Here is a 20,905-nt window from a genome sequence, read left to right on the forward strand (position 1 = left end):
CGCCCAGTGCCTGGTAGAGGTGGACGACGCCCTGGATTTCGTCGAAGCGGTCGGCCCTGCATTTTGGCAGAGCCGACCGCACTATATACGAACGAAAAATTATTTTTTCTCCGGCCTGGCGATACTCTCGCGCATCGTGGTATCAGCCATCATATTTTTCATCTTATAGTAGTCCATGATGCCCAAGTTTCCGCTGCGGAAAGCCTCGGCCATGGCCAGCGGCACTTCGGCTTCTGCCAGAATTACCTTGGCACGGGCATCTTGAGCCTTGGCCCGGTTTTCCTGCTCCAACGCCACGGCCATGGCACGCCGTTCTTCGGCCTTAGCCTGCGCAATGTTCTTGTCGGCTTCGGCCTGATCCATCTGGAGTTGGGCACCGATATTCTTGCCAACGTCGATATCGGCAATATCGATCGAAAGAATTTCGAACGCCGTACCTGCATCGAGTCCTTTTTCGAGCACAACACGCGAAATCGAATCGGGATTTTCCAATACGATCTTATGCGAAGCGGCCGAGCCGATCGACGAAACGATTCCTTCGCCGACGCGCGCCAGCACGGTTTCCTCGCCGGCACCGCCCACCAACTGCTTGATGTTGGCACGCACCGTAACACGGGCCTTGGCGATCAGCTGGATGCCATCCTTGGCTACGGCAGCTACGGCCGGAGTATTGATGACCTTGGGATTGACCGACATCTGCACGGCTTCGAAAACATCGCGGCCGGCCAGATCGATAGCCGTCGCCATCTTGAAATCGAGCAAAATATTGGCTTTCTGCGCCGACACGAGGGCGTGCACCACGTTGGTCACGTTGCCGCCAGCCAGATAATGCGCTTCCAACTCATTGGGATCGAGGCTCAGGCCCGCTTTGGTACTCTCGATCATCGACGAAACGATGGTCGAAGGCGGCACCTTGCGCCAACGCATCAGAATGAGTTGCAACAGACTGACCCGCACACCCGACACCAAGGCCGAGAACCAAAGGCCCACCGGAATGAAGTAGAAAATAAGCCAGATGGCAAAAATAGCCACAAAAACGATCAAGGCGATCAACCCAGCATGAATGTCCATACTTATAATATTTTAATCGATTGTTTTCACGATGACGCTGAAATTCTCGAATCCCACGACCTCGACCTTCCTGCGCGGATCGACATACGCATCCAGCGACTTGGCCTCGTAGACCCGGCCGCCGATTTCGACCTTGCCCATCGGCGAAAGGCGCGAGAGGGTAGTGCCCCGGGCACCCGTGCGCAACTCCTCTTCGGGCCGGGGCATGGAAGAAGATCGTATTTCCTGCTTGAGCGAAAACCGCTGCCAAGTCTTGGCCCTCAACGACACGATCGTAGCCACAAGCGAAAGTAAAACGATAATCAAAATAACGATGCACCCTGCGGTAACCCCGTAGTCGCAGAATGCCAGATAGATCGAACTGCCGTAGCACACCAATGCCAGCAAAGCTCCGAACGAAAGGCCGGACAGCAGCACCAGCTCGGCAATCAGAAACAACAAACCGAAAAGAATGAGAATCGCAATATAAAACATAGCCGCACGTTATTTGAAATTTCCATCGCTCTAAAGATACGAATAAGCCGAATACAAAACTAAACTTGTTTGGATTTTGTTAAGGCGGAAGTATCTAAAACGCAGTTAAAGATACGAAAATTTCCGGCTATTCGGTCGTTTCCGCAACTTTTATTTCCAATTCGGGCGCAGCCTGGCGTATGGCGCTCTCCACGCGTTCGGCCGCAGCCCGGTCGTCGAACATGCCTACGATGAATTTCTGCCCGGCACGCGAAAGCCCTGCATCGCGGGCCGTGCGGGCAATCGCCGCCTTTACCTCCTCGGAAAGCGGATCGGAGGTGCCGATCTCCACCCGGAAAAGACCGGGCGCCGCTTCGCCGTCGACCGAAACGTTCCGATAGACGCCATCGTTCCATACCACGATTTCGGGCCGCACGAAACCGCGTTTCTTCAGGCGCGCCTGGGCATCCTCGGCTTCCTGGCGAGTGGCGAAACCGCCAGCAAAATAGCGCCATTGGCCATGATCGTCAACCGTATAGAATAGCGGGAAAGCCCCTCGGAAAATCGTCGGCGGGCGTTGCGTGCGATAGGTTCCGAGCAAAATCCGATAGATCGTCCCCCGGGCATGGATCCGGCACTCCGGAATCGGATGCTTGGCCGTATATTTAGGAACGGAAGAAAACGCCACGCTGTCGAAAACCAAAAAACTGCGCTCCTCGACCGTCTGCCGGGGCAGCCGATAATCGACGGCGCACAACTCCACGGCAACGCTGCGCAACGAATCGCCCGACCTGGTCAACCCCAATGCTCCGGCCACGGCCGTTTCATAATCTACGATTACCTGCTTGCGCAACACGTAATCGACGATTTCGTCCGCGGCCGTCGCACCCTCCAGCTCGGCCATATTGCGAGCCGCTTCGGCCACGGCATCCTCTTGAGCGGCAAGCAGGTCTTCATGCCCCAGCTTGTCCAGCAGATAGTCGTATGCGTAGCTCTTATTATCGAAAATATAGTTCCACAAGCCGGACAACGAATCGGCCAACGCACGGTTTTCTGCTTCAAGCATCGTATAACGATCGTAGATCGCTATTGCGTCGTTCTCGGTAGAAGCAGCACGATAGGATTCGGCCAGCTGCCGCAGGGTGGTGTGGTTGGCAACGTAACGCTTCATGCACTCCGCCGCATCCGTCTCCAGACGCTGTGCCTGCAACAAAGCTGCATAGTCGGCCACAGGCAGGCCGGCGCGGAAACACGGATTGTAAACCAGATTGCGGGTCTGCTCCGCATCAGGTACTTCAGGCACAGCCCCGACGACCGGTTCCGGAGTCGCAGCCGCACCGTTGAGATTGGCCAGCACCCAGTCTTGTTCGATGGTGTTGATGCGGTCGATGAGCCGTCCCTTGGCCGTGCGGATTTCGAAAATCCGGTTTTCCAGCTCCAGAATCTCCTCTGCAAAACGGCGCCCGTCCTCCGGATTTTCGCGCAGGCGCTGCCGCATGCCCTCCACAGCACGGACTACGGAATCCTCGCGGATCTGCAATTCCGCATCCTCCACCAGCAGGGTCATGTATTCGACATTGTTCTCCAATCCGGCGATACGCGCCTCGACGGAGGGCTGACCGGCCTGCAACACCATCGTACCGAAGCATGCCGCCCCGGTAAGCACCCAAATTCTGCGAACTGCTTTGGTTATCTCCACCATTTCATGAAAAAGAGCTGAATCAATCCGAAAATCTCCAAACGGCCCAACAACATCAACAACGCATCGAAAACCTTGAGCGCCCCGGGAAGCGTCGCATAATTGTTCATCGACCCGACCGCTCCGAAGCCCGGCCCCACGTTGCCGATCATGGCGACGGCTCCCGAAAAGGCGGTCGTCAGATCGGCTCCGCAAACCGTAGCGAAGACCGTTCCCAGCAAGATCAGCACCAGATAAGCGACGATGAACGTCATTACTGCATGCAGCAATTCGGTCTCCTGCACCACGCCATCCATGCGGATGCGGATCACGGCATTAGGATGCTGCTGCTGTTTGAGCCGCACGCGCATCATCTTGCCGGCCAGCAGCAGCCGGTTGATCTTGATGCCGCCCGACGTCGACCCGGCCGACGCGCTGACGAGCGACCCGAAGATCAGCACGACTACGGCCAGCGGCGTCCACAGATTGGTGTCGGCCGTGGCGAATCCCGTGGTAGTCGTCAACGAGACGAACTGGAACAACCCGTAGCGGAACGCCGCGGAGAGGGTCGGATAGAGATCGGCAGCATAAAGGCTGACAGCGATCACAATGCCGCCGGCCAACAACATGCCGATATACCACCGCGTTACCTCCGAACGGAAGATGTTGTTGCGCTTGCCGGTAACCGTAGCGTATATCAGTCCGAAATGGATGCCCGCCGTAGCCATCACGAAGATAAGGATCGTATCGATGAGTGGACTATTATAATAGGCTACGCTGGCATTGCGCGTCGAGAACCCGCTCGTGGCGCTCGCCGACATGCCGTGGCACACAGCATCGAACCAGTCCATGCCGGCCAACTTGAGCGACAAAGTCGCCAGTACGGTCAAGCCGAGGTAAACCACCAGCAGAATCTGCACGATGATCTGGGTGCGATAACGATAATTGTCCTTGGCCAGCGTGGAGAGTTCTACGTTCGAGAGGGTCATCTTGCTGCGCCCCATCGAAGGCAGGATTACCAAGGCGAACATCACTACGCCCATGCCGCCGATCCAAGTCGAAGCGATGCGCCAGAACTGCATGCCCCGCGGCAGCGCCTCGACATCGGTCAAGACGGTGGCCCCGGTGGTCGTGAAGCCGGAAACGCTTTCGAACAGCGCGTTGACCAGCGTAAATTCGCCGCCCCAGATCAGATAGGGGAACATCCCGACGGCGCAGGCCACCAGCCAGGAGCCGACGACGATGCAGAAACCCTCTTTGTTGGAGAGCTGTTCCTTCTTCTCGACGAAGATCAACGGGAAAGCCCCCAGCAAGGCAGTCAGCAGCGCAGCAAGCAGCAGCGGATAGAACGACGAATCCATGCCGCCCAGCCAGGAAATGCCGGCCGAAAGCAACATGAACCCGGCGATGAACAGCATTACCATGCCGATATACCTCAACACCACGTCGACCCGCATCGCAGACTACGCTTTATTTTGTTTGGAAAGAGAGATCAAGGCGTCGATCTTCTCCTTCAGTTCCAACATTTCGTCTTTCAGATCGCCCTTGACCGCAAACGGCATGCGGAACGCCAGCCAGTCGCCCAGGCTCTTGTTCATCCGCAGGATCGGATCGACACAATAGATCGACATGAAGTAATAGAGCATCAACACGATGGCAATCATCACGGCGAGCGAAATCAGCACAGGCGTCACGGCCCGATAGGCGTTTTTTTTCATCTGCTCGGCCCGCGGCGCCAAAGAACTCTGCGTCGAAGTCATGTAACTCTTGACGGCGGCGGTCAGGTAGCCGTACAACGACTCGTACTCCTCGTTGTACCAGCGCACGCCCACCGGATCGGCCGCTCCTCGGGCACCTCTTTCGTCGCGCCCGGCAATGCCGAAAGCCAGATAGTTGTCGGTCAATACGCGCAATTCCGTGGTGGCGAAAGCCAACGAATCGAGAAACGATTTCTCCAGCGCCTCGTGCTGTGCCACGACCAAAGCCGTTTCCAAGCGCTCCATGCTCGCCCGGCAAAGGCTGTCATAGCTACGATCGCCGAAAACCGCCAGTCGAATCAACGCCACGTTGTGTCCGTGGGCAGCATCGAGCATCTCCCGGGCCAGTTCGATGCTGCGTTTGTTGGCCCGCAAGATGTCGTCCGTATCATGGCTCAACCGGCTCAACTCCACCAGCGACACCATCCCTGAAAAGAACAGCAAACAAACGATGCTCAAAAAACCGATCGTCACTCTTTTGCGTAAACCCGTCATAAATTCACTTTATTCTTGAATCGTGCAAATATAGCGATATTCCCTTATTATTCCCGGATTTCACCCCACAAATCGTGCGATTCATCCATCGCCCCGAGCACCACGCGGCACACGGTGTTGATCCGCTGCCGGTCATAGGGCGCCCTGACCCGGCGATACTCGCCCGTATAGCCGAACATCATCCCGCCGCGCATCGTGCTTTCGAAAAGCACGTCGGCCTCCGTGCCGCATCCTTGCGCACAGAAATCGCCGTGCAGCCGGGCGCACAACTCCTCCAACTCGGCCACCCGGCGGGTAGCCACCGAAGCCTGCACCTTATCGGGCAGCTCCACCGCAGGTGTCCCGGGCCGCTCGGAAAACGGGAAGATATGCAGAAACGCAGGCCGCAGCCGCTCCAGAAACTCGTAGGTCGTGCGGAAATCGGTCTCCGTCTCGCCGGGAAAACCCACGATCACGTCGATGCCGATGAAAGCTCCGGGCATCGCACGCCGCACGGCCTCGACGCGCTCGGCGAAACGGGCCGTGGTATAACGCCGGCGCATCAGCCCCAGAATCCGATCCGACCCGCTCTGGAGCGGAATATGGAAATGATGCTGGAACTTGGGCGAGGCGGCGCAGAAAGCGATGATCCCGTCGGTCAGCAGATTCGGCTCGATGGATGAAATGCGGTAGCGTTCGATTCCCTCGACCTCGTTCAAGGCCCGAAGCAGGTCGATGAACTTCTCGCCCGTCGTGCGGCCGAAATCGCCCGTGTTGACTCCCGTGATGACGATTTCGCGCTGCCCGGCCTGCGCGATCCGCCAGGCCTCCTCCACCAATTCGGCGACAGGCATGTTGCGGCTCGCGCCGCGGGCATAGTGGATCGTGCAATAGGAGCAGCAATAATCACACCCGTCCTGTACCTTGAGGAAAGCGCGCGTACGATCGCCGCTCGAAAAAGCAGCGAAGAACGACGTGAGCGAATCGGTGTCGCAACTATAAACCTGCGCACGCCCCTTGCCCGAAAGGGCGGTCACGCGCTTGTACAACTCGCCCTTGTCGTTATTGCTCAACACCAGATCCACACCCTCGATGGCCGCGATCTCCTGCGGTTTAAGCTGGGCGTAGCACCCCGTCACGGCGATGATCGCCTGCGGATTGCGCCGATGGAGCTTGCGAATCAGATTGCGGCACTTCTTATCGGCATGCTCGGTAACCGAGCAGCTGTTTATTACGCAAATATCGGCTTCGGCTTCGGGCGCGACACGCTCGAAACCGCCGCTCTCGAATTCCCGGGCCAGAGTAGAGGTCTCCGAAAAGTTGAGCTTGCAGCCGAGGGTATGAAAATTGACTCTGCGAGGTTGCATAACAAGGGTAGGGTTTTCCACCGCGAAATTACGAAAACCGCCCGAAAAAGAAGGGTTTTTCCCGGAAAAAAGCGTAAATTTGCACACTTTCGAGCAACAGAACATGGGATTCTTCAACGACCTGCTTCAATACGGTTATCTGTCCAACGCCTTGGCGGCGTGCATCCTGTCGGGCATAACATGCGGACTGGCAGGCACCTACGTGGTGTGCCGGCGGATGGTGTTTCTGGCCGGCGGCATTACCCATGCTTCGTTCGGCGGGCTGGGCATCGCCTTTTATTTAGGTGCCGACCCGATTGCAGGGGCGATGCTTTTCGCAGTCTTTTCGGCTCTGGGCATCGAGTGGGCCGGAAGCCGAGGCCGCATCCGCGAAGATTCGGCCGTAGGGATCATCTGGTCGGTAGGCATGGCCGTCGGCGCGCTTTTCATGAGCCTGCGCCCGGGCTACACATCGGGCGACCTGTCGGCCTATCTTTTCGGCAGCATCATCACCGTGACGCGCAGCGACGTGGTCGGGTTGGCCGTTCTTACGCTGTTGCTCCTCGTCGGCGCAGCCCTATGGCTGCGGCCCGTCATGTACGTGGCGTTCGACAAAGAATTCGCACGCAGCCGCGGCATCCGCACGCAAGCGATCGCCTATTGCATGGCGGCCGTGGTCGCCGTGACGATCGTCTTGGCGATCCGCGTCATGGGCATCGTCCTGCTCATCTCGCTGCTCACGCTGCCCGTGGCAATCGTCAACACGCTTTCGCGCTCCTACCGCACGCTCGCCCTCGCGGCACCCATGACGGCGGTCGCCGGAAACGTAACGGGGCTGGTCGCAAGCTATCATCTTGAAGTTCCGCCCGGCGCAGCCATAATATTTACGCTCACTTTTGCGCTTGTTATTGTAAAACTCTTAACTTTGCGTCGCAGAAAAACGGTTCCCGCCGCATGAAAACCATCCACAAACTCGTTCTGAAAGCCTACCTCGGCCCGATGATCCTCACGTTCTTCATCGTGATGTTCGTGCTGATGATGAACTTCGTGTGGCGCTACATCGACGAGTTGGTGGGCAAGGGGCTGAGCGCCGGAATCATCATCGAACTGATGACCTATGCGATGGCCAACATGCTGCCGCTGGGGCTGCCGCTGGCGGTGCTGCTGGCCGCCATCATGACGATGGGCAACCTGGGCGAGAACTATGAACTGCTGGCCATGAAGTCGGCGGGTCTCTCGCTGGTGCGGATTACCCAGCCGCTGCTGATCCTGGTAAGTTTCATCGCAGTGGGAAGTTTCTTCATCGGCAACAATTTGGTGCCCTATGCCAATAAGAAGATGTACAGCATCATCTACGACATCCGCCAGCAGCGTCAGACGCTCGAATTCCAGGACGGTCTCTTCTTCAACGGCATCGAGAACATGTCGATCCGCGTCGGGCGCCAAGACCCCGACACGCACCTGCTGCGCGACGTACTGATCTACGACAACCGCCCGGCCAACGGCAACATGAACACCATCGTAGCCGATTCGGGCTACATCCGACTCTCGGACGACAAGAAATATCTTCTGGTAACGCTCTACAATGGGGAGACCTACGAGCAGACCCGCAACAACCAATGGTACACCAAGAGCGCCCTGCGCCACCACACGTTCGACCTCCAGAAGCAGGCCATCGCCATGGACGGCTTCGCCATGGAGCGCAGCGACGGCAGCCAGGTGTCGAACAGCCAGACCAAAAACATCAACGAGCTGCAAAAAGACATCGACTCGCTGGAGCTGAAAGTCAACACGGCGACGACCAGTTCCTACGAACCGCTGCTCAAAGAACAGATTTTCGCCCGCGACAACAGTGTGCTGCCCCTGCCCGACAGCCTGCGCATAGACAAGCGCCGCTTCCGCACGATGCAGTCGGCCGACTCGATCGCGCAGCTGCCCCTGCGCGAAAAGGAGCGCATCTGGAACCAGGCCCGCACGCTGGCCAAGACCTCGCGCAACATGTTCTCGTTCGATGAGTCGATGGCCAAGGATGCACTCAACAGACTCTACCGTTCGAAAGTCGAATGGCACAAGAAGGTGTCGCTGCCGGTCTCGATCATCATCTTCTTCTTGATCGGCGCACCGCTCGGCGCCATCATCCGCAAGGGCGGTCTGGGGCTGCCGGTGGTAGTGTCGGTAATCTTCTTCGTGATCTACTACATCATCAGCCTTTCGGGAGAAAAGCAGGTCAAGGAGGGCAACTGGGAAGCCGTATGGGGCATGTGGATTTCATCGTTCATACTGACTCCCATAGCCGTATACCTTACCTACAAGGCTACCAACGACTCGGCCCTGCTGGACACCGACTGGTATGCCGGCAAGTTCAAGGCCCTGCGCGAACGCCTCGAGCCGCGGGTGCGCAAACTCGGAAATTCGATAAAATTCAAACGACATGGCAAAAGAAACGACGCTCAATAGTGTAGAGGAAGTCATCGAAGATTTCCGCGCCGGCAAGGTGGTAATCGTGGTCGACGACGAAGACCGCGAAAACGAGGGCGACTTCATCGTCGCGGCCGAAAAGATCACGCCCGAGATCGTGAACTTCATGCTCAAGGAGGGCCGCGGCGTGCTGTGCGCCCCGTTGAGCGAAGAACGTTGCGAACAGCTGGGTCTCAACATGATGGAGGAAAACAACACCTCGCTGTTGGGCACCCCGTTTACCGTGACGGTCGACCTGCTGGGACGCGGCTGCACCACCGGCGTGTCGATCCACGACCGCGCGGCGACCATCCGCGCGCTGGCCGACCCCGCGACCCGGCCGGTCGACTTAGGACGCCCGGGCCATATCAACCCGCTGCGCGCCCGCGAAAAAGGGGTGCTGCGCCGTCCGGGCCATACCGAAGCGGCCGTCGACCTGGCGCGTCTGGCCGGTTTGCAGCCCGCCGGTGCGCTCATCGAGATCATGAACGAGGACGGCACCATGGCCCGCATGCCGCAGTTGCGCGAAATCGCCAAGAAATTCGACTTGAAAATCATATCCATCGCCTCGTTGATCGCCTACCGGCTGCGCGAAGAATCGTTGATCGAGAAAGGGGTTACCGTACCCCTGCCGACCGAATGGGGCGACTTCAAGATCACCCCGTTCCGCCAAAAATCCAACGGCGTGGAACATGTGGCGCTGACCAAAGGCGAATGGACGGAGGACGAACCGGTCTTGATCCGCGTGCACTCATCGTGCGCCACGGGCGACATTTTCGGATCGTATCGCTGCGACTGCGGCGATCAGCTCCACCGGGCCATGCAGATGATCGACAAGGAAGGCAAAGGCGCGATCGTCTACCTCAACCAGGAGGGTCGCGGCATCGGGTTGTGCAACAAGATCCACGCCTACAAGCTCCAGGACGAAGGGTTGGATACCGTCGACGCCAACCTGCGGCTGGGATTCAAGGCCGACGAACGCGACTACGGCGTGGGGGCGGGCATCATCCGCGAATTGGGCATCCGCCGCATGCGCCTGCTGACCAACAACCCGCTCAAGCGGGCCGGGCTGGAGGGCTACGGACTGAAGATCGACGAGATCGTTCCGATCGTCATCGCACCCAACAAATACAACGAACACTACCTGGAAACCAAGCAGGAGCGCATGCAGCATACGTTGGGACTCAAAAAGAAATAGCCGATGAACGCCAAGGATTTACGGATCGTATTCATGGGCACGCCCGAATTCGCCGTGCCGTCGCTCCGCGCACTGGTCGAGGGCGGATACAACGTTGTGGCGGTCGTCACGACACCCGACAAACCCGCCGGCCGCGGACAGAAGATGCACGAAAGCGACGTGAAGATCGCCGCCCGCAGCCTGGGGCTGCCGATCCTGCAACCCGAGAAATTGCGTGCCCCGGAGTTCGTCGAGGCGATGCAGGCGCTGCGGCCCGACTTGGGCATCGTCATCGCATTCCGCATGCTGCCCGAGACGATCTGGGCCATGCCGCGGCTGGGGACGTTCAACCTCCATGCCTCGCTGCTGCCCCAATACCGCGGTGCGGCGCCGATCAACCGCGCGATCATGAACGGCGAGACGGAAACGGGCGTGACGACATTCCTGCTCAACCACGAAATCGACAAGGGCGCCATCTTGGCGCAGGAGCGCATGCCGATTCTGCCGGACGACAACGTCGGCACGCTCTACGACAAACTGATGCACGCGGGGACAAAACTCGTGACCGATACCGTAGACCGAATCGCCTCGGGCGACATCGCGCCGATCGAGCAGCAGCACATCGACGAATCGATATTGCGTCCGGCACCGAAAATATTCAAGGAGGATTGCCGCATCGACTGGTGCCGCCCCGGAAAGCAGATCGTCGATCTCATTCGCGGGTTGTCGCCCTATCCTGCGGCTTGGAGCGAACTCCGCAAGGAAGACGGAACGGCACCCATCACGGCCAAAATATTCGAAGCCCGATTCGAACCCGCATCCATCGACCTGCTCCCTGGCTCGGTGGAAAGCGACTGCCGCACGTTCGTCCGCGTGGCATGTTCCGACGGCTGGATAGTCCTATCGGAACTCCAAATAGCCGGCAAGAAACGGCTACCCATCAAGGTGTTGCTGTTAGGCTGGCGCGACGTGCTGCAATACCGGTTCGGGAAATAGCCGGCACCCGCTCGGGGACGCTCAACCCTTGGACGTATAATCCCTCTCTCCGAAGATCGACGACCCGACACGCACCATGTTGGCCCCGCATTCGACGGCGATGGGGTAGTCGTGGGACATTCCCATCGAGAGGGTGTCGAACCGCCCGCCGAAGTAGGGCCGCAACAGTTCGAAACACCGTTTCAGCTCCCCGAAATCACGCCGGATGACCCTTTCGTCGTCGGTGTTGGTGGCGATACCCATCACGCCGCGCACACGAACGTTGGGCATCGACGAAAATGCCGCCGTTTCGACATAACGTTTCAGTTCGCCCACATTCCAGCCGCTCTTGGTCTCCTCCTGCGCCACATGTATCTCCAGCAGGATGTCGATCGTCCGGCCGCACTTGGCGGCTTCGCGTTGGATGGTCTCGGCCAGCCGTGCGCTATCGACCGACTGGATCATGCGCACGAACGGAGCTATGTACTTGACCTTGTTGGTCTGCAAGTGGCCGATCATGTGCCACTCGATCTCCTTGGGCAAAACCTCGTATTTGGCGCACAACTCCTGGGGACGGCTCTCGCCGAAAATGCGGTGTCCGGCGTCGAACGCCTCGCGGATAGCCTCCGCAGGGTGGGTTTTCGACACGGCGACCAGCGTCGCCCCCTCGGGCAGCGATGCCCTTATGCGCGAAAGATTGCAGGCAATTTCCAACATGACGATCTGAATTTATCCGTGTAAAAATAGACAAAAATCGGACAACACGATAAAAAATATGAAATTAAAATTAGGTTCTCCGACCGGCTAATTACATTCGATTCTTCGCCGCCGGCTCCGCATTCTTTTTACATTTAGTCTCCTGATGTTCGTTTTTCGCGATTTGTTTCCTATATTTGTAGGCGGCAGATCGTCTTCCCGTCGTTCGAACAGTTTTCGACTCCGCACACGGGGCACTCTGTCGCTGTTCAAATTTCTCGAACCATGAAAAAACTCTTCGTTCTGTTGGCTGCCGCCGTCGCACCGTTCGGTGCGGCCTTGGCCTGCACCAACTTCATCATTACCAAGGGAGCCTCGGCCGACGGTTCCGTGATGGTTTCCTATGCCGCCGACTCGCACGGTCTCTACGGCGCACTCTACCACACCCCGGGCGGACGCCACAAGGCTGGTGCCCTGCTGCCCGTCTACGAATGGGATACGGGCCGTTATCTGACCGACATCCCGCAGCCGGCCCGTACATGGTCGACCGTAGGCAACATGAACGAGCACTCGCTCATCATCGCCGAGACGACCTACGGAGGACGCCATGAGCTGGAAGACCCGACCGGTCGGATCGACTACGGCTCGCTCATCTATATCGCGTTACAGCGCGCCAAGACCGCCCGCGAGGCGATCGACGTGATCGTCGAATTGGCCGATACCTACGGTTACGCATCGTCCGGCGAGTCGTTCTCGATCGCCGATCCCGACGAAGCATGGATCATGGAGTTGATCGGCAAGGGTTTCAAGGACGACGGTCGGGGCGGCAACGCCCGCAAGGGCATCGTGTGGGTGGCGCGCCGCATTCCGGACGGTTACGTCTGCGCCCATGCCAACCAGGCCCGCATCACGACCTTCCCGAAAGACGACCCCGAAAATTGTCTCTACGCTCCCGACGTGGTGGAGTTCGCCCGTGAAATAGGGTATTACCAGGGCAGCGACGAGGAGTTCAGCTTCTCGGATGCCTACGCTCCGGCCGACTTCGGGGCGCTGCGCGGCTGCGAAGCCCGTGTGTGGGCTTTCTTCCGCACGGTGGCCGACGGCATGGACACCTACACCGATTATGCGATGGGGTACAACAAGACCAATAAGATGCCGCTGTGGGTAAAACCACGTGCCAAGGTGGCGCCCAAGACAGTCTTCGATTGCATGCGCGACCACTACGAAGGCACACCCATGGACATGACCGCCGACCTCGGAGCCGGAGGCCACGGCTGCCCCTACCGCTGGCGTCCGATGTATTTCGAGGTGGACGGCGAGGAGTATTGCAACGAGCGCGCAACGGCGACGCAGCAGACCGGCTTCTGGTTCGTGGCGCAGGCCCGGCCCGACGTGCCGCGCGACATGGGCATCCTGTGGTTCGGCGTGGACGACGCCGCGACCTCGTGCCTGACGCCGATCTACTGCTCGGCGACCGAAGTGCCTGCCTGCTTCAGCGAGACGAACGGTTCTATGCTCGACTATTCGCCCACGTCGGCATTCTGGCTTTTCAACCGTGTCACGAATTTTGCATATATGCGCTACAACATGATCGCCGCCGACATCCGCAAGGTCGTGGATGCCTGGGAGAACGACCAGCTGCAAACGCAGGTGCCCCAGACCGATGCCAAGGCAGCGACACTTCCGGCCAAGAAACGCGTGCGCTACCTGACCGACCATTCGGTGCGGACGGCGCAGGCACTCTTCGACCGCTGGTCGAAGCTGGACAAATACCTCCTGGTAAAGTATATGGACGGCAACGTCAAGAGCGAACACGCCGGCGTGCTGGAGTTCCTCGACGGTTCGGGCACTGCGGCCCATTTCGTGGATAATGGCAACGGCCGCGACATTCCCGACAACATCCAATTCCCGGGCTACGGCGAGAAGTGGAAGCGCGCCGTAGCGGCCGACAACGGGGAAATATTGAAAGTGATCAACGAATAAAAATCCGCATCGTGCGCCGCACTACGACGCGCCGGATGATGAATAACGCAAGGCTATGAAATACGACATTCTGGTGGTGGGCAGCGGCCCCGGCGGCTATGCGGCCGCGATCCGGGCGGCCCAGCTGGGCAAAAGGGTAGGACTCGTCGAGCGGGCCGAAGCCGGAGGCGTCTGCCTGAACTGGGGCTGCATACCGACCAAGGCGCTGCTCAAAAGTGCGCAGATCTATGCCCACTGCAAGGCCGCAGAACAATACGGCGTAGAATTGACGGGCGAAGTGCGCCCGGCGCTCGACAAGATGGTGGCGCGTTCGCGCACCGTGGCCGAGACCATGAACAAAGGGGTGCAGTTTCTGCTCAAGAAGAACAACATCGACCTGATCGCCGGCTTCGGGCGGCTGACGGCGCCGGGTCATCTCGATGTCGACGGCACCGACTACACAGCCGACCATATCATCCTGGCGACGGGCGCCCGGCCGCGCGAAATGCCTTTCATGCCGATCGACGGCGAGCGGATCATCACGTCGCGTCAAGCGCTGACCCTTTCGAAACTGCCCGAAACGATGATCGTCGTAGGTTCGGGAGCCATCGGCAGCGAATTCGCCTGCTTCTATGCGACGCTCGGCGTCAAGGTAACGGTCATCGAATACCTGCCGCGCATGATGCCGCTCGAAGACGAGGAGGTGTCGAAGACGATGGAGCGCGCATTCCGCAAACTGCGGGCTACGGTGCTGACGTCGACCACAGTCAAGCAGGCTCGGGTCGTCGGCGACCGCTGCGAGGTGGAAATCGAGGGCAAGAAAGGCCCCGAGACGCTGACGGCCGACGTGGTGCTCTCGGCCGTGGGCGTGCAAGCCAACATCGAGGGCATCGGACTCGAAGAACTCGGCATCGCTGTCGAACGGGGCAAGGTAGCGACGGACGAATACTATCGCACCAACGTGCCGGGCATCTACGCCATCGGCGACACTGTGGCGGGTCCGGCGCTGGCGCACGTGGCATCGGCCGAAGCGATCTGCTGCGTGGAGGCCGTCTGCGGGCTGAATCCCTCGCCAGTGGATTATGCGGCCGTTCCGTCGTGTATCTTCACAACGCCGGAGGTGGCATCGGTGGGCCTCACGGAAGAACAGGCCGCCGAAAAGGGAATCGCCGTAAAGATCGGCCGCTTCCCGTTCACAGCTTCAGGCAAGGCCACGGCTGCCGGCGACCGCGACGGCTTCGTGAAGTTGATTTTCGATGAACAGGACAAACTGCTGGGCGCCCACATGGTAGGGGCCGGCGTTACCGAGATGTTGGCCGAGCCGACTTTGGCCCGCACCTTGGGCGCCACGGCCGAAGCGATCGCCCGCACGATCCATGCCCACCCGACGATGAACGAGGGGATCATGGAAGCCGCCGAAGCGGCGCTCGGGCATGCGATACACCTATAACAAAAGATCGAACCATCGTTCGCCGCCGGACTTCCTCAAAGGAATGTCCGGCGTTTTTTCGGCCAAACCCAAACAATGCCCTGCAAACTTGCGATTCGCATCTTTTATCGGCTTCGAATTTAAAAATCGAACCAAATAATCGCCCGGCATGCAATAATTTGCAATAAATATCTATCTTTGTCCCCAGTTTTTAACCCAAAAACCTGTTTTTTGAACAACCGAACATCACATGAACGATGGAAAAAGTTTTCGCCAAAATTTTCGGGGGGGGGTTGATTATCAGCGCCCTTCTGTTGCTCGGATGTACCGATGAGCAACTTGTTCCGGACATGGAGCAACTGCATCCCGACGGTCTTCCGATTCGTTTGTCCACGGCCGACTACAACAATCAGAACACCTATTACATGCTCAACGACGATGAACCGTCGGAAGTATTCTTCAACACCAGCGAACGCTGGTTCTACACCGATCAGCCGCTCCAACTGACCCTCGACGACGATCTCTGCTTCCAACTCCGCTTCTACAGCCCGCGTGCGCTGCCGAACGTGACCGTATGGGCCAAGATCGAGGGCTACGAAGAAGAATTCAAGTTGTTCGTCTTCGAAAAGGTCATGCCTTTCCACCAGTTCCGCATGCAGCTGCCGTTTACCTCGGAAGACATAAAAGCCGTCACGCGAAGCGGCAAACTCATCCAAATCATGGCCAATCCCCACCTGGCCAAGGAGAACATCACGCTGACGGCCGAGAGCGACGCTCCCTACTGGAAGACCCTGCAAGCGATCGGATGCCACTGGCACATCCGCTTCGGCCGCTACAACCCCAACCAGACCAGCTGGGCCTATCCGCTGCATGCCTGCCATGCCCGCGAAGGCGTGGCGATGGCGCTGAACTTGGCCTACATGTACTCCAGCCCGGAATTCGCCGCTGAACTCAACGCCTGGGGCCCGCTTCACTCGAACAACGACAAAAACCTTGTCAACAAAGAAACCGTACTCAAACAAGCGATCGGCCACCGAGGTCTGGTATTCGGCCTTACCACAGGCGTGATGGGACTCGGCGGCGGCGAGACGTTCGGCATGCACGAATCGGTCTATTTCGAGCAATATCCGGACGATTCGAGCATCACGGAGACGATGTTCCACGAATATGCCCACTGCCTGGGCTACGGCCATGCAGGCAACATGACCTACGAACAGACGGGGCCCGGATGGCCCTCGCTGTGCGGCAAAGTGTACGAAGAACTGGCGCTGGCCAAAAAACTGCCCGTCTACTCGCGCCGCTTCCTCCACAGCCGCCGCTCCAAAACCGCCTACCTGCCCGGCGGCGGATATTACCGTCCTTCGAAACACGTGATCGAAGACCCTGAACTGGACGAGGTGGACGGCGGTCTGGCCCGCGGCAACGATTTCCTGGATACCGACTGGGGCGAGATCAAGGACGCTCCCGAACTCTCCTTCCGGCTGGACTACAACGATGCAGGCGTGGGAGAACGAAACTACATGCCGCGCAGCGTATACGTATACGGCAACAAAATGTACGTGACGAACGACATCCGGGCGGCGAATTTCACGTGGGACGTCTACGACCTTTCGACGGGAAAACCCGTACACGAGAAGCAGTTCACCCAATGGACGCTGCCCAACGGCAATACGCAGAAGATCGGAACGCCGGCCGACATCATCCGCACGCACGACAAGATCTATCTGGCGGGAAGCCACAACACGCTTTTCGTGTTCGATGCCGAAACCTACGAGTGCACCGCCACGTTGAACTTGGGCTATAACGCTACGGGCCTGGCTGCGACCAACGGTACGCTGTATGCCTACCTCAACGGTGCAAAGGCGTTCCCCGAACACCTTCTTACGTACGGCGCCATAGCGGCGAGCAGCGCTTTCGGCGGCAACGATGCCAACAACACCATGACCGCCGACTACGAAGGCAACGTATATGCGGTCGACTACCGCTCGAAAAGACTGGTTCAGCTGGATACCCGCTACATGATGGCCTGCAAGCTGACCACGGGCAGCGAACTGACTTTCGAAGCCGGACCGCTCGGAGCGGCCTGGAGTCCCGACGGCCGGCTGTTCGTCTCGTTCGACGGGAAGCAGACGGAGCAGAAATTCTGCGAAGTGGATCCCGAGACAGGTAAAATAATCAAAGACTACACGACCATCGGCGGCATCACGCTTCAGAATCCGGCCAAGTGTCTGATCCGTCACAACACGCTCTTCATCATCGACCGTGTAGGCGGATTGTGTCTCTATGCCATTCCGTTGAGCCAGCTCAATGCCGCAGACGACAACAACTAAACATCGGAAACAACTATGAAACGCATATTCATATATACGCTCTTGCTTGTCTGCCCCCTGACAAGCATGCGTTGCACCGAAGAGACTGCCGCGCCCGAACCGATTACCGATCCGGATAACGCTGCCTACAACAGCTACTGGTACTACACCTACGAGGCTCTGGAGACCGTCGACTACGAAACGCTGGGGTTGGCCGCAGCTGCCGATTTCAACCCCTATGCAGTGGCCCAGCGCGGCGACACGCTCTTCGTAGCCAACAGCGTCGCAGCCGGGAACAGCCTGATTCTGTATAGCAAGAAAGCGAAACAACCGCTCAAAACCATAAGCACCTGGACGGTCAATGGCGCAGAAAAGAACTTCACGAGCAAGATCAATGCGATCGTGGCGACGGACAAACGGCTCTATGTGGCCGAACAGGAATCGCTGATCCATGTATTCTCGCTTCCGGACATGGAATATTTCTCCTGCATCGGCAACGGCAATTGGAACGGCCCCGTATTCCAGGCACAAGCGATAACCGTAAAGGACGGACTGATTTTCGCCCGCGACAAGGACGGCAAAGTCAGCGTCTACAAGGAAGCGGACGTCACGCCCGAAAACTACCAGAAGATCAACCGCTACAAACAGGCGGGGCCCAACGAGGGCAGCGCTTCGAACAACGGTTTCGCCGCCCACTACATGGAGGTCGACAAGGAGGGGCACATCATGCTGACAGCCTATGAAGCGCAGACCATCCGCGTACTCGACCCGTCGCTCATCAACGACGATTTCAAGAACGGCACCTCCATCGACATCAAGGAGTCGACCTGGCAGATCCCTTTCAAGCCCAAGACCTTCGCCATGACCGCCGACCGCATGTACGCCACCGGAGCCAACAATGCCATCAGCATCTACGACTTCGAAAAGAAAGAGTGGGTCAAGACGCTCAAAAGCATCAAGGGATTCGCATTCTCGAACCCGGAGCGCATCTTCGCGCAGGACGAGCATACATTGTGGGTTTCGGACATCAAAAAACAGGCTTTAGTGAAAATGGGCATCTTCAAGGGCGAAATCCGCGAATATACCCAAGTCAACAGCCGTATCGTCCAGGTAACGACGGCAAGAACGCGCAGCGGCGAAGAAGCGGAAACTTTCTACGTCGACATCCTTACCCACGAGATCGTCGATCCGGCAGAGGTTGAATAACGGATTATCCTCCCCATCCCCAACAAAAAGCAGAAGCATGATGCTTCTGCTTTTTTTATTTTTAGCACACTGAATGTTCGAAGTTTTCGCCCCAATCGACACGATCTTTCTCCGAATCGCACAATCGGCGCGCTCCTCAAAACAGCATGTTGCGGAATGTTCGGCGTGCGAAAATATCGGCAGGGTAGCGTATATCGCTAAGAAATAGTCCCTGGGCCGGAGCACCGGCGCTCGACCGCGAAAGATCGCGGCTCGCCACGATGGCCCGAAACTCCTCCGGCGTATAACGTCCGCGGCCGACATCGACCAGCGTGCCGACGATGGCCCGCACCATGTTGCGCAAGAAACGGTCGGCCCGGATCGTGAAACACAGCACACCCGCTTCGTCGACTGCCCATGCGGCCACCATGATGCGGCAACGATTGGTCTTATTGTTGGAGTTGAGTTTGGCGAAAGAAGTAAAATCGTCATATTCCAGCAGCATGGCCGCCGCTTCGTTCATGCGTGCGACATCCAGCGGCACATGATACTGCCACGAAACATGACGCGTGAAAGGATTCTTACGAGGTTCGATAAAATAACGATATTCACGTTCTCGGGCATCGAACCGCGCATGCGCCCCCTCGGCAACCGGCGTCAGGGTGTCGGCGGCAAGGTCTCCGGGCAGCATGAAATTGAGTTTGTAAAGCAGCCGCTGCGGATCATCGACTGGCTGCATCGCATCGAAATGCGCCACATAATAAGATGCGTTGACCCCCGTATCGGTACGTCCCGCGCCGGTCAGTTCGACAGGCTCGCGCAAAAGGGTAGTCAGCGACTGCTCCAGCGTTTGCTGCACGGTAGGCATGTCGGGCTGCCGCTGCCAACCGAAGTAAGCCCCGCCATTATAACGAAGTTCAAGAAAGTAACGCATAACCGAAGACAAAGATAACGCATGTCGGACGCAGAACCAAATTTATTTATTTCTGCACGCACCGGCCTTACCGCCCCCACAGGAGAGACGGTCGGCCGCATGCGGAATCGGGCCGGTCGGCGATCGGCAGAAGCCGCCGTTCGAACCCCAACGGCAGCCGCAAATAAAAACGAAGCCGCCCAACCCGATATTCCGAGAAAAATTCGTAATTTTGCAAAGATAACCGAAACTCAACCATGAAAGCAGCGATCATCGGCTACGGCAAAATGGGCCGCGAAATCGAACGCATACTGGCCGAACGGGGCCATCAAACGGCTCTGGTCATCGACACGGACAACACCTCGCAACTGGATGCAACGCATCTTGCCGGCATCGATGTGGCGATCGAGTTTACCACGCCGCAGACGGCCTATGCCAACATCCGCACCTGCATCGAAGCAGGCACACCCGTAGTGAGCGGCACGACAGGCTGGACAGAACGGCTGCCTGAATTGCAGGCGCTCTGCCGCCAGCGCAACGGCGCGATGTTCTATGCCTCGAATTATTGCCTGGGCGTCAATCTGCTGTTCCGTCTCAACCGCGAACTGGCGGCGATGATCGAACGTCTGGGCGCGGCCTACGACGTGCGGATCGACGAAGTGCACCACACCCAGAAAAAAGACGCTCCGAGCGGCACGGCCATTACGCTGGCCGAAGACGTGATCGAGCACCTGACAGCGAAAAAGGGGTGGGTAAATTACGCTCCTGGCATCGAACATGCCGCCAACCGCATAGCCAGTCCGGACGAGGCGGCGGCCGACCGGCTTGTCATCGGCTCCGTACGCGAGGGCGCCGTTCCCGGCATCCACACTGTGCTCTACGAATCGGAGGACGACCGCATCGAGTTGCGCCACACGATCAAGAACCGCCGCACGCTGGCCCTGGGCGCCGTGGTGGCGGCCGAATTCCTCTGCGGACGCAAAGGAGTCTACGGAATGGACGACCTGATGAAATAAAACCGCA

Annotated in this window: 17 protein-coding genes; 9 read left to right on the forward strand and 8 right to left on the reverse strand. The window is 58.3% G+C overall.

Features of this window, described 5'->3' with window-relative positions; translation table 11 throughout:
- Nucleotides 1-99 precede the first annotated feature (99 nt).
- From floA to mtaB, 6 genes are all read right to left on the reverse strand, one after another.
- Nucleotides 100-1,071, reverse strand: coding sequence for a flotillin-like protein FloA (gene floA, locus QZ298_RS06780; protein WP_296007142.1), 972 nt, complete (start codon nucleotides 1,069-1,071; stop codon nucleotides 100-102).
- Nucleotides 1,072-1,083: 12 nt separating this feature from the next.
- Nucleotides 1,084-1,545 carry an NfeD family protein gene (locus QZ298_RS06785; protein ID WP_296007146.1) on the reverse strand — a complete coding sequence of 154 codons (462 nt, stop codon included), beginning with the start codon at nucleotides 1,543-1,545 and terminating at the stop codon, nucleotides 1,084-1,086.
- A gap of 127 nt (nucleotides 1,546-1,672) precedes the next feature.
- Nucleotides 1,673-3,226: an SPOR domain-containing protein gene (locus QZ298_RS06790; protein WP_296007149.1), complete on the reverse strand. Its 1,554-nt coding sequence runs from the start codon at nucleotides 3,224-3,226 to the stop codon at nucleotides 1,673-1,675.
- Nucleotides 3,214-4,659 (reverse strand): TrkH family potassium uptake protein, encoded by a 1,446-nt coding sequence (locus tag QZ298_RS06795; RefSeq protein ID WP_296007152.1) that lies wholly within the window; start codon nucleotides 4,657-4,659, stop codon nucleotides 3,214-3,216. The genes QZ298_RS06790 and QZ298_RS06795 overlap by 13 nt, the downstream gene beginning before the upstream one ends.
- A gap of 6 nt (nucleotides 4,660-4,665) precedes the next feature.
- On the reverse strand, nucleotides 4,666-5,454 hold the full coding sequence (locus QZ298_RS06800; RefSeq protein WP_296007154.1) for a hypothetical protein: 789 nt from the start codon (nucleotides 5,452-5,454) through the stop codon (nucleotides 4,666-4,668).
- 47 nt (nucleotides 5,455-5,501) lie between these two features.
- Nucleotides 5,502-6,800: a tRNA (N(6)-L-threonylcarbamoyladenosine(37)-C(2))-methylthiotransferase MtaB gene (gene mtaB / locus QZ298_RS06805; protein WP_296007157.1), complete on the reverse strand. Its 1,299-nt coding sequence runs from the start codon at nucleotides 6,798-6,800 to the stop codon at nucleotides 5,502-5,504.
- A gap of 103 nt (nucleotides 6,801-6,903) precedes the next feature.
- Between mtaB and QZ298_RS06810 the strand changes: the two genes are divergently transcribed.
- From QZ298_RS06810 to fmt, 4 genes are read left to right on the forward strand one after another with little or no spacing between them, the layout of a single operon-like run.
- Nucleotides 6,904-7,737 carry a metal ABC transporter permease gene (locus tag QZ298_RS06810; RefSeq protein ID WP_296007563.1) on the forward strand — a complete coding sequence of 278 codons (834 nt, stop codon included), beginning with the start codon at nucleotides 6,904-6,906 and terminating at the stop codon, nucleotides 7,735-7,737.
- Nucleotides 7,734-9,236 (forward strand): LptF/LptG family permease, encoded by a 1,503-nt coding sequence (locus QZ298_RS06815; RefSeq protein ID WP_296007160.1) that lies wholly within the window; start codon nucleotides 7,734-7,736, stop codon nucleotides 9,234-9,236. The genes QZ298_RS06810 and QZ298_RS06815 overlap by 4 nt, the downstream gene beginning before the upstream one ends.
- Nucleotides 9,211-10,434 (forward strand): bifunctional 3,4-dihydroxy-2-butanone-4-phosphate synthase/GTP cyclohydrolase II, encoded by a 1,224-nt coding sequence (locus QZ298_RS06820; RefSeq protein ID WP_296007163.1) that lies wholly within the window; start codon nucleotides 9,211-9,213, stop codon nucleotides 10,432-10,434. The genes QZ298_RS06815 and QZ298_RS06820 overlap by 26 nt, the downstream gene beginning before the upstream one ends.
- A gap of 3 nt (nucleotides 10,435-10,437) precedes the next feature.
- Complete coding sequence (fmt, locus tag QZ298_RS06825; RefSeq protein WP_296007166.1) at nucleotides 10,438-11,409, forward strand: methionyl-tRNA formyltransferase; 972 nt, start codon at nucleotides 10,438-10,440, stop codon at nucleotides 11,407-11,409.
- Between the two features lie 21 nt (nucleotides 11,410-11,430).
- Here fmt and QZ298_RS06830 read toward each other — a convergent pair whose 3' ends face one another.
- Nucleotides 11,431-12,105 carry a YggS family pyridoxal phosphate-dependent enzyme gene (locus QZ298_RS06830; protein ID WP_296007169.1) on the reverse strand — a complete coding sequence of 225 codons (675 nt, stop codon included), beginning with the start codon at nucleotides 12,103-12,105 and terminating at the stop codon, nucleotides 11,431-11,433.
- Between the two features lie 264 nt (nucleotides 12,106-12,369).
- On the opposite strand from QZ298_RS06830, the gene QZ298_RS06835 reads away from it, so the two are divergent.
- From QZ298_RS06835 to QZ298_RS06850, 4 genes are all read left to right on the forward strand, one after another.
- Nucleotides 12,370-14,067: a C69 family dipeptidase gene (locus tag QZ298_RS06835; protein ID WP_296007172.1), complete on the forward strand. Its 1,698-nt coding sequence runs from the start codon at nucleotides 12,370-12,372 to the stop codon at nucleotides 14,065-14,067.
- Between the two features lie 55 nt (nucleotides 14,068-14,122).
- Complete coding sequence (lpdA, locus tag QZ298_RS06840; RefSeq protein WP_296007175.1) at nucleotides 14,123-15,496, forward strand: dihydrolipoyl dehydrogenase; 1,374 nt, start codon at nucleotides 14,123-14,125, stop codon at nucleotides 15,494-15,496.
- A 236-nt stretch (nucleotides 15,497-15,732) separates the two neighbouring features.
- On the forward strand, nucleotides 15,733-17,805 hold the full coding sequence (locus QZ298_RS06845) for a hypothetical protein (protein ID WP_296007177.1): 2,073 nt from the start codon (nucleotides 15,733-15,735) through the stop codon (nucleotides 17,803-17,805).
- A gap of 15 nt (nucleotides 17,806-17,820) precedes the next feature.
- Complete coding sequence (locus QZ298_RS06850; RefSeq protein WP_296007180.1) at nucleotides 17,821-18,990, forward strand: quinoprotein amine dehydrogenase; 1,170 nt, start codon at nucleotides 17,821-17,823, stop codon at nucleotides 18,988-18,990.
- Nucleotides 18,991-19,126: 136 nt separating this feature from the next.
- Here the strand turns inward: QZ298_RS06850 and truA are convergent, their stop codons facing one another.
- Nucleotides 19,127-19,903, reverse strand: coding sequence for a tRNA pseudouridine(38-40) synthase TruA (truA, locus tag QZ298_RS06855; RefSeq protein WP_296007183.1), 777 nt, complete (start codon nucleotides 19,901-19,903; stop codon nucleotides 19,127-19,129).
- 236 nt (nucleotides 19,904-20,139) lie between these two features.
- Here truA and dapB point away from each other — a divergent pair, with 236 nt between their 5' ends.
- Nucleotides 20,140-20,898, forward strand: coding sequence for a 4-hydroxy-tetrahydrodipicolinate reductase (dapB, locus tag QZ298_RS06860; RefSeq protein WP_296007186.1), 759 nt, complete (start codon nucleotides 20,140-20,142; stop codon nucleotides 20,896-20,898).
- Nucleotides 20,899-20,905: the final 7 nt, after the last annotated feature.

The organism is uncultured Alistipes sp., from assembly GCF_910580175.1.
Classification (GTDB): domain Bacteria; phylum Bacteroidota; class Bacteroidia; order Bacteroidales; family Rikenellaceae; genus Alistipes.